Source organism: Paenibacillus sp. GYB003, from assembly GCF_036577625.1.
GTDB lineage: Bacteria > Bacillota > Bacilli > Paenibacillales > NBRC-103111 > Paenibacillus_AB.
Window position 1 is genome coordinate 66,085 of the sequence record NZ_JARBDC010000032.1, and the last position, 14,545, is coordinate 80,629.

The 14,545-nt window shown below is 57.6% G+C and carries 11 protein-coding genes and 1 pseudogene; 4 read left to right on the forward strand and 8 right to left on the reverse strand.

All coding sequences use genetic code 11. The features are described from left to right. Nucleotides 1–86 precede the first annotated feature (86 nt). A complete protein-coding gene (locus tag PV407_RS11180; RefSeq protein WP_332090000.1) occupies nt 87–998 on the reverse strand; it encodes a LysR family transcriptional regulator in 912 nt (303 codons plus the stop codon). A 132-nt stretch (nt 999–1,130) separates the two neighbouring features. Between PV407_RS11180 and PV407_RS11185 the strand changes: the two genes are divergently transcribed. Beyond that, nucleotides 1,131–1,802 carry an O-methyltransferase gene (locus PV407_RS11185; protein WP_332090001.1) on the forward strand — a complete coding sequence of 224 codons (672 nt, stop codon included), beginning with the start codon at nt 1,131–1,133 and terminating at the stop codon, nt 1,800–1,802. Nucleotides 1,803–1,909: 107 nt separating this feature from the next. Here the strand turns inward: PV407_RS11185 and PV407_RS11190 are convergent, their stop codons facing one another. After that, nucleotides 1,910–2,584, reverse strand: coding sequence for a cupin domain-containing protein (locus PV407_RS11190; protein WP_332090002.1), 675 nt, complete (start codon nt 2,582–2,584; stop codon nt 1,910–1,912). A 281-nt stretch (nt 2,585–2,865) separates the two neighbouring features. On the opposite strand from PV407_RS11190, the gene PV407_RS11195 reads away from it, so the two are divergent. From PV407_RS11195 to PV407_RS11205, 3 genes are all read left to right on the forward strand, one after another. Then, complete coding sequence (locus tag PV407_RS11195) at nt 2,866–3,405, forward strand: PadR family transcriptional regulator (RefSeq protein ID WP_332090003.1); 540 nt, start codon at nt 2,866–2,868, stop codon at nt 3,403–3,405. 2 nt (nt 3,406–3,407) lie between these two features. Further along, nucleotides 3,408–4,580, forward strand: a complete 1,173-nt coding sequence (locus PV407_RS11200) for an MFS transporter (RefSeq protein ID WP_332090004.1) — start codon at nt 3,408–3,410, stop codon at nt 4,578–4,580. 127 nt (nt 4,581–4,707) lie between these two features. Further along, a complete protein-coding gene (locus PV407_RS11205) occupies nt 4,708–5,754 on the forward strand; it encodes a YkvI family membrane protein (protein ID WP_332090005.1) in 1,047 nt (348 codons plus the stop codon). A gap of 42 nt (nt 5,755–5,796) precedes the next feature. Here the strand turns inward: PV407_RS11205 and PV407_RS11210 are convergent, their stop codons facing one another. The 6 genes and pseudogenes from PV407_RS11210 to PV407_RS11235 form a co-directional block, all read right to left on the reverse strand. Next, nucleotides 5,797–7,389, reverse strand: coding sequence for an alkaline phosphatase family protein (locus PV407_RS11210; protein WP_332090006.1), 1,593 nt, complete (start codon nt 7,387–7,389; stop codon nt 5,797–5,799). 138 nt (nt 7,390–7,527) lie between these two features. Continuing rightward, nucleotides 7,528–8,118, reverse strand: coding sequence for a C39 family peptidase (locus PV407_RS11215; protein WP_332090007.1), 591 nt, complete (start codon nt 8,116–8,118; stop codon nt 7,528–7,530). A gap of 250 nt (nt 8,119–8,368) precedes the next feature. After that, nucleotides 8,369–8,581: a hypothetical protein gene (locus tag PV407_RS11220; protein WP_332090008.1), complete on the reverse strand. Its 213-nt coding sequence runs from the start codon at nt 8,579–8,581 to the stop codon at nt 8,369–8,371. A gap of 21 nt (nt 8,582–8,602) precedes the next feature. Beyond that, complete coding sequence (locus PV407_RS11225; protein WP_332090009.1) at nt 8,603–9,184, reverse strand: YhcN/YlaJ family sporulation lipoprotein; 582 nt, start codon at nt 9,182–9,184, stop codon at nt 8,603–8,605. An 89-nt stretch (nt 9,185–9,273) separates the two neighbouring features. Beyond that, nucleotides 9,274–10,884, reverse strand: coding sequence for a 2-hydroxyglutaryl-CoA dehydratase (locus PV407_RS11230; RefSeq protein WP_332090010.1), 1,611 nt, complete (start codon nt 10,882–10,884; stop codon nt 9,274–9,276). Between the two features lie 31 nt (nt 10,885–10,915). Further along, nucleotides 10,916–14,387: pseudogene (locus PV407_RS11235) on the reverse strand (BadF/BadG/BcrA/BcrD ATPase family protein). Between the last annotated feature and the right edge of the window lie 158 nt (nt 14,388–14,545).

Here is a 14,545-nt window from a genome sequence, read left to right on the forward strand (position 1 = left end):
GGCTTGCCCGTCCCGAACGAAACGAGCTCTCTCCCGAGAGCTCGTTTTGCCGTTATATGGCGCTTGCACCGGTTCGTCTTCGCCGTTTACCGGCCCGATCCGGATTTCACGTACGGGTTCGCCCGAATCATCCCGATGAAATTCGCCGCCGCGGCGGACAGCGGCTCGTTTTTGCGCGTGCAGACCGCGATCGTATTTTGCAGCCGGATGTCCTCGACGTATACCCGGCTCAGCAGCCCGCGTTCCACGTAATCGCGCACGACGAGCGACGAGACGAAGTTCGCGCCGTAACCGGCGATCACGGCGGTAATCGCTTCGTGCAGGCCGTTGAACTGCAGGGCGATTTTCGGCGGAGGCGCGCTGTACGTCCGGCATAAGGCGAACAGTCTTTCGCGCGTCGAGCTCCCTTCCTCGCGCATGACGAACGGCTCCTTCATCATCTCCGCCAACGAAACGTGCCGGTCGGCGTATCGATGCGTCGGCGCGACGACGAACCAGAGCTCGTCCCGAAACAGCTCCTCGGTCTGCACCGTATCCGGGTAAGCTTCCGGCAAGCCGCCGTAAACGGCCGCATCCGCCTCCACGTTCAGCAGCTGCTTCAGCGCGTCGCTCGAATTGGTCGTCGTGATCGTCATTTCGACGCGCTCGTATCGCCGCTTGAACTGGGCGAGCCAGGCCGGGATTAGAAAATGGGCCGGCAAATACGTCGCCGCCAGCCGGACATGCCCGCCGGCGCCGGTCCGGTATTCCTCGGCGCACTGCGCGATTTGCCGCTCGACCGCGAACAGCCGCTTGGCGAGCAGGGCGATCCTCGCGCCGGCATCGGTCAGCGCCACTCCCCGCCCCGCCGGCCGGAGCAGCTCCGTGCCGAGCTCCTTCTCGAATTTTTTCACTTGCGACGTAATCGCCGGCTGACTGATGCCGAGCTGCTCGGAAGCGCGCGTGACGCTCCCCGTCTCGGCGATCGTATGAAACAGCCGCAGTGCATGCAGGTTCATGCCGCTCCTCCCCTGTCTCCCGATTCATTCACCAAATCTATAAATGGCATATAAAGATATATTATATCTATGATTATAAATCGGATACAATCGAATCGGAAGGCGATTACGAACCGAGGAGATGTGGCGACGATGAATCAGACGCATTTGTGGAACGAAGTGGACCGGTACATGGCGGATCGGCTCATTCCGCGCGACGACGTGCTGGAAAGCGTGCTGGAGGCGAATCGGAGCGCGGGCTTGCCGCCGATCGACGTGACGCCGGCCCAAGGGAAGCTGCTCCATATTCTCGCCCGCATGCAGGGCGCCAAACGGATGTTGGAAATCGGCACATTGGGCGGGTACAGCACGATTTGGCTGGCGAGGGCGCTTCCGGCGGACGGGCGGCTCGTCACGCTCGAATCGAATCCGCTCCATGTCCGGGTCGCGCAGGCCAACCTCGCGAATGCCGGGCTGGACGGCATCGTCACCGTCCGGGCCGGAGACGCCCTGGAGCAGCTCGCCCGCATGGACGAGGAGCGGACGGAGCCGTTCGATTTCATCTTCATCGATGCGGATAAGCCGAACAATCCGGGCTATTTGCAATGGGCGCTCCGTTTTGCCCGTCCGGGCACCGTCATCGTCGGAGACAACGTCGTCCGCGACGGGAACGTCATTCGCGAGGACAGCGACGATCCGCGCGTACAAGGCGTGCGAACGTTTTTCGACATGCTCGCGGACAACCCGGCCGTTACGGCCACGGCCATTCAGACGGTCGGCAGCAAAGGATACGACGGCTTCATGATCGGCATCGTGAGCGGATAAACAAACGAAGCGCCGTCGAAGGCGGACAATAACCCGCCTCCGATCGATCGAACGCGGTATGCCGCGGAGCCCGGGGGGCTGCGGATTTCGTGCGGCGTAACCGTTCGTCAGCGGCCGCTGCCGCTCGGGTACGTTTTACCGTTGCCGATGACGCGGCCCGGTCCGTACCGGTAGCTGGACTGCGGGTTGACGTACGGAGCGGTCGGCTTCGATTCCGCCTGCGTCGCCGTCTGCTGGACCTGGTTGTAGGCGCAGTCGTTCGGCGGACCGATGAAAACCGTCCCGGTAATGGGCGCGAGCGTATCCTTCACCTTCGCTTCGTCGAGACAATACGTATGCGCGAACACTTTGGCCGGCGTTAACCGCAGCAAGTCGGAGCCGCCGATAAATTCCGGAACCGGCGCGTCGAAGACGGCGAGCAGATGAGTGCCGTCGACGGTCGCTACCTCGTAATGCCACCAGCCTTGCGGCACGTTCGCCACCTGGCCCGGTTGGATCGGAACGTTGAGCAGCGTTTTCGTGAACGGGTTGACGATCGAGACGACGGCCGCTCCTGCGATGCAGTATACGAGCTCCGAGGCGTTTTGATGGTAATGCGGCTCGATTACGTTGCCCGCACTCAAATAAATATCGAGCAGCGAAACGTTGCCGAGCGTGTTCAACTGCATGACCGACAGCTCGTTGATATAGTTCCGGTCGTTCTTTTTGAAAAATAAATTATCGCTCAAATCGTAAAAAAATTGCACGGACGACGAAGTGAAGTCCATATACGAAACAGCCATTGGATTGCCCTGCCCTTCTGCTCATCGATATAGGCTGACGCCCTTTTTCCGGATTATCGTATGCGCGCGCCCGGCGCGATGTGATATGCGGAACGCCGGCTGCGGCGTCGGGCTCGAAGACAGTCCGTTCTTCCCGTTCCGAACGACCGGTGCGGCGGGAAAGGGCTGTCTTTTTTTTGCGCTTTCGATTGACAACTATATCGAGCCGACATATGATGGGACGTAGAAAGATATATGTCGATTCGATATATCGAGCGGACATAAAGAGACGGAGGCTGACGATGTACGAACTGTTCGTTTTGGGCGAGCTGATGACGGGCGAAAAGCACGGCTACATGCTCCAGGACATATTGAAGACGGCCGGCGGGCCTTTCCGGCAAATGAGCTCCGGCACGCTGTACCCGCTGTTGGCCCGGCTTGTCGACGGCGGCTTGATCCGGCTTCGGCAGGAAGAAACGGAAGGCGGCCGCCTGCGCAAAGTGTATGCGATAACGGAAGCGGGACGCGACCGGTTTCGCCGGCTGATGAGCGAGCCGCTCGCGCATGACGCCGATATCGAGCAGCTGTTCCATTTCAAGATGGTTTATTTCCAATACGTCGGGAAAGAAACCCGGCTTGCCTGCATGGAGCAGTACCTGGATTACCTCCGCTCGGTCCGCAGCTATGTGGCGAACCTCGATGCGCAATTGAAGGCGTTCAAGCCGGAACCGGCCAAGCAGCGCATCCAGCTTCTCAAAGTGTTCGAGCACCGATTGCACGTCGGCGCGGCCGATATCGATTGGATCGAGCGCGAAATCGAGCGAATAAGACGGGAGGAATAAGCATGGAACGATTATGGACGAAACCGTTCGTGCAAACGACGGTCGTCGCGCTGTTTCTGTTCGCATCGCTGTACTTGCTGCTGCCGACGCTGCCGCTGTTTATCAAACGGCTCGGCGGCAGCGAAGCCGAGGTCGGTCTGGCCGCGGGCGTATTTACGCTGACCGCGGTCGTGTTCCGCCCGGTCGTGGGCGGCCTGCTCGACCGATACGGCCGGCGGCCGTTCCTGCTCGCGGGGCTGCTCGTCTTCGCCGTGTCGATGGCGTTGTACGACTGGATCGCCGGCGTCGCCGTTTTGCTGGCGCTGCGCGTTTTGCACGGGGCCGGCTGGGCCTTTTCCTCGACCGCCGTCGGCACCGCGATCACGGACGTCATTCCGGCAAGCCGGCGCGGCGAAGGGATGGGCTGGTTCGGGATGGCGATGACGCTGGCGATGGCCGTCGGTCCGACGCTCGGCATATGGGCGATGGAGCGGCTGACGTTTTCCGGTCTGTTCGCGCTTGCCGCCGTCCTCGCCGCCGCGGCGCTGCTGCTTGCGCTTCGGTTGAACGTCCCGTTTCAGCCGAATCGGGCTCCCGGCGGAGGCTGGAGAGCCTTGCTCGATAAATCGGCATTGCCGGTTACGGCGACCGTCTTTTTTCTGGCGTTCGTCTACGGCGGCATTACCGCATTCACGCCGCTGTTCGCGGAATCGGTCGGCGCAAACCCCGCCACCTTTTTCCTCGTCTATGCCATCGCGCTGACCGCGATCCGGCCTGTCGCCGGCAAGCTGTCCGACCGTTACGGGACGTCGGTCGTCATCGTGCCCGCGCTTGTCGTGACGGCGTCCGCGCTGCTTGTGCTCGCCGCCGCAGGCGGAACCGCCGGCATCGTCGCCGCCGCGGTATTGTACGGAATCGGCTTCGGCGCGGCGCAGCCCGCCCTGCAGGCGGCCAACCTGCTGCTGGCCCATCCCGAACGGAGGGGCGCCGCGACCGCTTCGTTTATGACCGCCTTCGACCTCGGCATCGGCATCGGCTCGATCGGTCTCGGCTCGGTTTCCCAATATGCCGGGTATCCCGCCCTGTTCGCCACGGGCGCCGGCTCGGTCGTCGTGTCGTTCGTCATTTTCATCGTGTTCGCCAGAAAAGCGCTCGCGGCAAGCCGGGCCGTGCGGCAAAGCGCTCCGCTCCAATGAGCGGAGCTTTTTCGCAGGCGCGAACGAACCGGCCGCATCGATTCCTTTTTTTTACATACCGCAGCATACGTGAGCGATTCGGACATATTCTGAATTAGAACGATTCCGGACATGCGGGGGGCCATCGATGCGCGGCGGTTGGATTTCGATCATTCAAATTGCGGCAACTTATATCGGGACGGTAGTGGGCGCGGGGTTCGCTTCCGGTTTGTCCATCGTGCAGTTTTTCACCCGCTACGGGATGTATGGCGTCGCCGGCATTCTCGTCGCCACTTTTCTTTTTACATGGCTCGGCACAAAGATGATGGTACTGTCCCATCGGATCCAGGCCTTTTCTTACCAAGAGCTGAACGTTTATTTGTTCGGCCCGTTTTTCGGAAAAATCGCGAATGCCGTCAGCTTCGTCATTTTATTCGGCGTTACGTCCGTCATGCTTTCCGGCGCGGGATCCATCTTCGAAGAGCAGCTGGGCCTGTCCGAGCAGTGGGGAATGCTGACCAGCTTGTTGCTCATTTATTTGGTGCTGATTCGGCAGCTGAAAGGGATTCTCGCCATCAATACGCTTGTCGTTCCGATGATGCTGTTTTTCTCCGCCGTCGTCGCCTTCGGGTATTTATCGGTCGACCATCCGTTCGGCGCCGATCCACGGCAAGCGGGACGATGGCTCGATTGGGGCTGGACCGTCAGCCCGTTCGCTTACGTCGCCTTGAATCTGGCCACTCTCCAAGCCGTTCTGGTGCCGCTCGGAAGCGAAATCGAACGGGAACGCGAGCTGACGCTCGGCGGAATGATCGGAGGCGTCGGCATCGGAGTCATGCTCCTGATCAGCCATCTCTCGATGAATTCGATGATGCCGGACATATTGAACTACGACATCCCCATGGCCGAAGTCATTCGGGATTTCGGGCGATTCATGCATGTTTTGTTCATAGTGGTCATTTATTGCGAAATATTCACGACGCTGATCGGGAACGTATTCGGCATGACCCGCCAAATCCGAAGCATGTATCGCTCCCTCCCGAACCGCTTGGTCATCCTGACGATATTGTTTTCCTGCTACGCGGTCAGCCAGATGAGCTTCGCGGTGCTTCTTTCCCGGCTGTACGCCGTATTCGGCTGCGTCGGACTGGTTCTGCTCCTCTTCCTGGCGGCGAAACGGATACCGGAGAAATAGCGGCGGTTTCGATGGAATTTGCCGGGCATGGAGGGTCGAATATCAGCGGCCCGCCATTTGCAAAATCCATTGCTTCAAATCGACGGTTCTGAGCGATTTCGGCCGCGAATCCGTTCCGGCCGCGATCAACGGAACGACGGAATCGACCTCGTGCAAGGAGCCGTGCGAGCCCCCGCCGCGATGAGTCGGGGAGCTTTCGCCGACGAGCTCGTATCCCGGCTTCACCGTGACGACCGCAAATTGGCCTTCGTGAGAATGGAGCGCGCCGTACAGCCGGGCGAGGACGTCCGGAAATTTGCCGTAACGGATGCTGTGATCTTGAACGAAAATATCGGGAATGACGGGATCGCCCGACAACGACCAGGTTTGACCGTATTCGTCCGAATACTCCCCGCCCGGCCGGTACAGCAGCCCGTTTTCTCCTTGTCCTCCGGCCGTCAGCCATACGGAGCCTTCCCGCTTCGCCGCTATGATGTCCAGCTTGTTTTCCGCTTGCAGCCGTTTGACGATCTCGTCGATTTTCAGATCGGGCGAAACGGAATAAACGTAAGCCATCCGCTCGTTGGGGGCGATGACGATCTGGTCGTCCCCGCCTACGGGCCGGCCGAGCTCGGCGATCCGGTACTCGCTCAGCAGCGGACGCAAATCGACTTTGAATTCGTCCCGCCTTTTCCGCACATCGCTTTGAGCGCTGTCGCCGAGCACGACCCAGGTCGCTTTGCCGATCGCCTCCTCCCACGAGCCGTAAGCGTTCAAAACGTGCTGCAGCGCGCGATCCGCCCTTTCCAGCCCCCGGAGCTCCCTCGAGCCTTTTCGGTGATGAACGCTGTCGTTTTCCGGAAAATAGGCGATCGTCAGCTCCGGCAAACGCCCTTCCTTGATCAAATACGCGATATCCCGGGCGGAAAACATGTCGTTCATGCCGTATTTTTCCCACGCCGCCGTATGACGGTCGTTCTCGGGGTTAAGCCGGGCGAACATGGCAAGCGAAAACAGCTCCGGCACGGTTACGTTGTAGCGGTCGGGCAATCGGGTCATGTTCGCCATCGTCTCGGGCAGACGCAGGCCGCGTTCCGTCTTCCCTCTGAATATGACCGCATTGATCGATGCCGAACGTTTGCCGGATTCGGCCAGCTCCTCGTGTACGGTTTTCACGTTTTTGCTCAGTTGAACCTGATTCAGCTGATAGACGCTGTCCGTCAATACTTGCAGCTGATCGATTTTCAGCGCCTCTTTCGCGCCGTTGCCGTAAAAGATCATCCGTTTTTCGCCGTCGCTGTACCAAACAAGTCCCGGAACCCGGTGCCCGTCCGCATACGTTCCCGTCAAAAACGTGCTGTCGATCGTCACCGACATCGTTGGAAACGAGCTTACCAAATTCGGATCGTAAGTCCCGTGATCGATCAGGAATTTCAAGGCGGGAGCTTTACCTTGCTTCAGCGCGTCCTGCAGCGTATGATCCATCAAGGAATCTATAATAATGGCCACGACGGGCTTATGAGCCGTCGCCAAAGCTTCGGGCTTCGATTCCGCCTTCATTTCTGCGCCGCTTCCCGATTTGGCCCGGCACCCCGTAACGATCAGTACGAGAGTCAAGCAACATGCCGCGAATATCGCTATTTTTTTGGGTGCCATATTCGTCCTTCCTTCTGTTTCGGGTTGTACCGCTTTTGTTAGTTTGTGAAAAAAGGGTACCGCCAATTCCGCTCGACCGGAAATAGCAAAAATCCCGTCTCGGGTGGCGATGACGGGATTGCTTCGCGATTCGGATTATTACCGGTAAGACAATGCCTGTTTGCCGAGCGCTTCCCAAGCGTCCAGGAACGACTGCTTGTCCACGGGATGGGACTTTTTTCCGGTTAACGGATCGTTGACATAAAAAGGGGCGGAATCGAAGCCGACCAGGACGACGGCATGCAAATCGAGCGGCGTACGAATTTCCTCGATTCCGTGGCGCCACGATTCCCAGCGATCGGGCAGCTTGTAATCGCCCCGTGGTCCAGACGACGACAGGCTTTCGGTCGCGAAGCTGCCCAATATGTCATCGAACGGTTTATCGGTCAAGTTGACGGTCCGGCCGGGCATGTACCGGTTCATCAATTGTTCCAGAGGAGCTGCATAAACGGCGTATCCCATCGTTTTGCCGGTAATATCGCCGACGAATCCGTGATCGGGATTGCCCCAATGTATAATATCGCCGGACTCGCTTTTTACCACGGGATCTTCGTCTTTCGGCAGCTGATCCGCAAGCCGCATTTTATCGACTTCGATGCCGGCATACTGCAATAGCATCGCCAAGCTCGTCACTTCGCACCCGTATTTCAGCTCCGGATTTTGGACGATGATCGGCACGTCCATCATCATTTCATGAATTTCCGTTTGAGCCGGATTCGTTTTTGAAATGTTTGAAACGTTTGAAACGTCGCTGTTTAAGTTCCGACTACGTTCCGTTTTATTTTCGGGCGAACCGGAGATCGGCGCCGGTTCTTGTTCTGCGGCCCCGCCTGAACAGCCTGCCAAAGCCAAAACGATCGTCGCGCTAATGAATCGTTTCATCATCCCCCGCCTTTTAAAAAAACAGCTATGTTTCATCGAACATAGCTGTTCTTCCGCGTTACGGCGTTTGCTTACCGTTCGCCTGGTAAGCCGATTGGACTTGACTGATTACCGTTTGAGCTTGCGCAATTTCATTCGCGGCTTGTTTCAAAGCTTCTTCCGAAAGCATCGGATTGGCGGTCGACTGTTCGATCGCCTGCGTAATCATATCTTTGGCAAGCGAGACGGCAACCTCCGCTTTTTTCAATGTATTCCCGTCGATTTGCGGCATTTGTCCATGTCCTCCTATTCGTTAACGCGCGTTAGGAAACAGTTTTTGAGTCATTTCGTTGAACTGGTCGAAAAATCCGGCTACCGGTCTTCCCTGTCCCGCTTCGGTTACGTACGAATTCACCCGATCCACGAATTGGGGATTGGTGGATACATAGACGTTTTGAATATTGGGGTCGTCTGCCCGAACTTGATCGGCAATTCGCTTTTCAATCTCGCTTGTCAATTGCTGGTTCGTGTCCATCGACGCCGCTACGTATGCATTCCGATTGGTGACCAGTACGTTCGCTTGGTTGACTCCGTCGATGTCGGCAATTTTTTGCGCTGCCTGATTGGCGATTTGGATTCGGTTATCCATGTTGCCGAGCGGCTGAGCTTGCTGATTTTGGTTTTGCTGATTTTGGTTTTGCTGATTTTGGTTTTGCTGATTTTGGTTTTGCTGATTTTGGTTTTGCTGGTTCTGGTTTTGCTGATTCTGGTTTTGCTGCATTTGCGTCCCCTGCTGGCGCATCTGACCGTTATTTGCATTGTTGGCGCACCCGGCCGCGAACATCGACGCGGTTACAAGCACGGTAGCGATCGCTGCAATGCTTTGTCGTTTCATAAACACACTTCACCTCTTTCGACGATTTTTCTTAGTATGCTTGCATCCCTTACTCGTCATTCGAGCAGCTTCACGAATTTGTTCCGCGTTTACCGCCAGGAATACCGGTTGAAAAATCCGCGCAAGCCGTACACCCAATTGGCGGCCGTGCATGCGACGACGTGCCGGCTTGTCAGAAGCGGACGGGCGAATTTCGAACGACTCATGATCGTTTGAAGCTGATCGGCGGTAAGTCTTTTTCGGCTTAACGCCTCGTCGAATTCTTTTTGCGCCGCCTGCTTCGCTTTGAACAGCATCATCTGTACCCGGCTGTAGACGTTGATCGCTCCGTCCCCGGTCGTTTCGATCGGGAGAAAGATGGCGTCCGGATATTTCTCCGTAATGAGCGATTGCACGCCGTCGGATACGCCGGAAGACGGCATGCAGCCGAACGGCTTGACGGATATCGTCATATTGACTTTCCGCTTCTTGACGTTCAGGATCAGCTTCCCGACCTCCATATGGCCTTCCCCGCCGCGAAGATGGTTGTTGTAGTGCTCGTGGGCGACCCGAGCGATTTCCTCCATATTCGGCAGATGGTAATGGTACAGTCCGACGGCTCGCGCATACATTTGGAACATCGCGCGAAGGACGCGGTCGGCCAGCCACAGCATGCGCAGACGCCTCGATGCCTGTACCCCTTTGAGGCCGTATTTGCCGGAATCGGCTTCGCGCAGATTCATCCGCTTCTTCGTATCGAAACGACCCGCCCAAATAAGAAACAAAATCCATGCCGTCACCGATTGCACTTCCACCTCGGCCCCTTCGCTTTCCAGAAACCGCTGCAGCTGATAGTTGCCGTCCCCTTCGGTCGTCATGGCCCAAAATTCGCCGATGATGCTTACTTTCGGTTTCACTTTCGTGCGGTCCACCCGAACGGCCTGCAGTTCTTTGCGGCTTCGGATCAATGCCGGTCTCAGCCGTTTGCGCTCGCTCAGCGCTTCGTATATATATTGCTTGCACTTCTCCAGCGCGGCGTCCGTCGAACCGGCCTCGACCTCGTACGGGCGGATGCGGTAGGCGAGCGCGTTCAAGATGTCCCCCAGCAGAACGGCCTTCAAAAAGCTGAGAAAAAACGACGTATCGAGCTTCAGGGCGGATTCCCCTCCGGTCGCCTGCTTCAGCCCGTCCGTCTGCTGGAACAGCAAAACCCGAAATCCGTCGAAACCCGCATCGCGCAAAGCTTTCCGGTACTCCGTCACGTACGTGCCGAAGCGGCACGGCCCGCAGGAGCCGCTCGTAATGAACAGGTAGTTGCGGATGATCTCTTCCTTCGATTTCCCTTCCACGTCGCGAAGGTGATGCAAATATTTGATCAAATTGCCGACCGTAAAGTACGTCGGATTGCATTGCCCGCGATTGCCGAACTCTTTGCCGAAACGGAGCGACTCGTTGTCCGGGCAATCCATATGCTTCACCCGATACCCGAGCCCTTTCAGCGCTCCTTCCACCAAGTAATCGTGGGCCATCGTCAAGCCGCCGAACAGAAGAGTCGTGGTGGACTTGTCTTTGGCCAAAAACTGACGCGGAACGGGATCGAACCATTGATGTTTCGTCTGATCGAGACCCAGCTCCTGTTCCTGCTCCTTCTGGAAGCCGAGCAGCAGATCGTCGAGAGACGACCGGTCCTCGGCCTTTTCTTTGCCGTTCGCAACAGCCATTATCGATTCACTCCTTCGCTTCGTATGTTTGTTAGGAAATGGCCCCGGCGCGTTCGATCTGCTTTCCGCTCGCAAGCTCGGCTCGTTTCTGTTCGAGACGCAGCTGCAATTCCGCTTTTTTGACGGCAAGATCGTGCAGCCGTTCTTCATGAAGCCCCAAACTGTGGGCGTACGTTTTGACCCGGATTTTGATCGAGCCGCCCGGTTTGTTCGCATCGATATCGTGCAGCGCCGAGTACGGAGTGCCGGCCGCGGTAATGATCGAGTCGATCAACCCGTAGGTCGGCGCATCGTGTCCGCACTTGAAGCTGGACAAGTCCAGCACCGCCACGTTCGGGTGGCGCGCGGCGAATTTGGCCGCCCATACTTTTTGCACGCTGTTGGAGCTGAAATTTTCCGGCCACACATCGGTGACTTCCAGCGCGTATTCCACCCGGCCGCTGGCCAGGTCGTCTTGGAAAAAGCGGCGCAGCCAGCCTTCGTCCTTCGGAATGGAGCGCATCGACAGAATCGGATAACCGAGCACCTGGAACTCTTCCAGCACGCCGTGATTCATGCCCGGATCGGAATGGTACGGACGTCCGATCATCAGAATGGCAAGCCGGTTTTCCCGTTCGACCTGCTCCAAAATCATCCGGCCTTTCTCCTGCATTTCGGCATCGAACGCATCCAGCGCCTTCCGGCCCTGCTCCGCGGCAAAGTCGCTTTCATCCTCGGTGATCTGCAAATGCTCGGCAAACGCTTCGAACAGCTGCTTCTTCATCATGTTCGGTTCGGTGAACGTGACCGCGGGGTCCAAATAAACGATCCCTCTCGTCTCGAAAAAATTCACCTCTTTGGTGAACGCGGCTTTGATTACGTTCGGAGCGCCGGCCACAATCGGGCAGCTGGCCGAATCCATCACATTTTGCAGGTGAGTCGGAATATGGGTGATGCACGGGAAAACGATATAATCGAGCGCCTTCTGCTCATGGTGCTTGAACAGCAAATTGTGCACGTGAGCCTGCGCTACCTTCGAAGGGTAGCATGGGTCGATCGATCCGTATTTGCCGCCTTCCTGCCACATTTCCTCGCTCGTGTTGTCGCTGAACACGATGTTCCGTCCGTCGATGCCGAGCCGTCTCGAAATACGTCCGCCAAAAGGGAGCGGTAGACCAAATGTTCAGCACTTTCGGAATGCCGATCCGAATTCGGCCGCGCCGTTCCGCAGCCTCGGCGGACGAACGCGAGAACGGCCTGCTGGTCGGAATTTTGCGCAAGCCGCCGAACCATCCCCGTTTCACCCGGACGTCGTCCACAGCCCGATCGGGTTCGGGCATCGGCTCCGCGTCGTAAAAATGCTGGAACATGCGGCGCGCCTCGTATTCGACGAGATTCGGATAATGCTTTTTCAGCTCCTGGCGCTCTTTCGTCAGCTTGACGACCGCTTCCTTGTCTTCCACGGTTCCTTTTTCGCAGGAAAATCCGGAAATGTACCGGGCCGTTTTGCCGTCCGGCGTTTCGGAATCGATAAAGGTCCGGCTGCAGTGATTGGGGCAAAAATTGCAGCGGGTCGATTCGTCGTTGCGGCTGACGTAACGCAGACCGATGGCGGCATCCATGCCGAGGAAAGTGGAATATCCCCGGCGCTTCACGACGCGCAGCGTTTCCATGGCGGCGCCGATCGCCCCCGCTTCTCCCGGATGCGGATGAACGTAAACTTCGGCATCGGGAACGCGCTGCTTGATATAGTCCACCTGCGCCTTGACCGCGGCCAGGTTATATTGGGTGCCGCCCTGCAGGACGAATTTGCGGCCAAGCTCGGCCATGCGCGGAATTTGCACCACGTATTGCCATACGTTTTTCGGCAGCACGAGCGCGAGCCCGGCGAGCAGCTCTTCTTTGGAGTAGCCCTCCTTCTGAAAATTGACCCGGTCCGCGTCAAGAAACACGGCGCAGCCGTAGGAAAATTTGGGGCTCAGCTCCGCGCTGAACGCCGTATCCGCATACTCCTGAACCGGGATGCCGAATTGATCCGCCATCGCCTGCAGCAGCATGCCGTTTCCCGCCGAGCATTGGTTGGACAGCTTGAAGTTGCGGATATCCCGGTTTTTCAGAAAGAGCACCTTGATATCTTGTCCGCCGATGTCGCAGATGACGTCGATGTCGCCGAATTGGTGAACGGCGCTCATCATATGCGCGACGGTTTCGACGATATTGACGTCCGCGTTCAACGTTTTTTCCAAAACGTCCGCGGCGTATCCCGTGGCGCCGAAGCCGATGATTTCCAATTCGGCTCCCTGCCCCTTCACCTTCTCGCGGATTCTCAGGAGCATTTCTTTCGTATCCTCGAGCGGATTGCCTTTGGAGAGCTGGTATTCCTTAAGCAAAATGTCGCCCTGCTCGTCGACCAGGACGGCTTTGGACGAAGTGGAGCCGCCGTCGAGTCCGACAACCGCCCGCACTTTCTGCCCAGGCGCAAAGGTCGCCGGGGTATATCGGGGAATGCTGTAGCTGCGGCGAAATTGGTCCAGCTCGTTGTCGCCGCCTGCCAAAGGCGGGCCCGCCTTTTCGCCCAGCTTCGCTTTCCGGCCGTGCGCAATAAATGCTTTAAGCCCTTCCAGGCCCGAGTATAATCCGACGTCGGCCGGTTCGTGCAAGCCGTACAGGACGGCGCCGTAAGCCGCATAATATTGCGAATTGTCCGGGACGAAGATCAATTGTTCGATCGGCACGTCTTTCGGATAATCGTACCCCCGCTCCTGCCACGTTTGGGGAATTCGTTTGCGCCAGCATTCCTGCAGGAAAGGCAAATAAGTGTTCGGACCGCCCAGCAGCAGGACGCGATGCCGCAGCGTATTCCCTCGGGTGAGGACGGAGAGGTTCTGCATGACGATGGCGTCCGCCAGGGAACACATGATCTCCGCGGACGGGATGCCGCTTTTCACGAGATTGACGATATCCGTTTCGGCGAATACCCCGCACTTGGCGGCCACGTGGTGCAGCTTCGAATCGTCGAAGTGCAGCTTCCCCACTTCTTCCGCGGGCATCCCCACTTTGATCATGCACTTGTCGATCGTCGCCCCGGTGCCCGACGCGCACTTGTCGTTCATCGAAGTGAGCGCCTGCTTGTCGCCCGTTTCAACGTTTTCCTTGAAAATGATTATTTTCGCGTCTTGTCCGCCGAGCTCGATGACGCTCCCGACATCGGGATGAAGATGCTCCACGGCCATGGTAACGCTATTGACTTCCTGAACGAACTTCGCTCCGATATGCGGTGCGATCGGGCCGCTTCCGGAGCCGGTCGCAAAAACGCGAACGTTTTCCCGCCCGACGTCCGGAAATTCGTTGCCGATGGCAACGAGCAATTCTAGCACTTTCTCCGCTTGCTTCGTATGGTGCCGCTGATAGTCCGACCAAACGATCCGTTTCGTTTCCGGATCCACCGCCGTCGCTTTGACGGTCGTCGAGCCCACGTCGACTCCGATAATCAAGGAGTTTAACCCCCGGTTCACGTCGTTCATAGCGTTGCCCCTTACTCCGATTTAGGTACGAAGTTAATTTGTACTACCATTGCGATTTTTATCATGCCGACATACAAACGATCCAACGATTGCCCTTCCATATTCCTCCGCGGCCGTCCGCTCATATCGAAATCCGCGCAAGGCATTCTATAACGGAT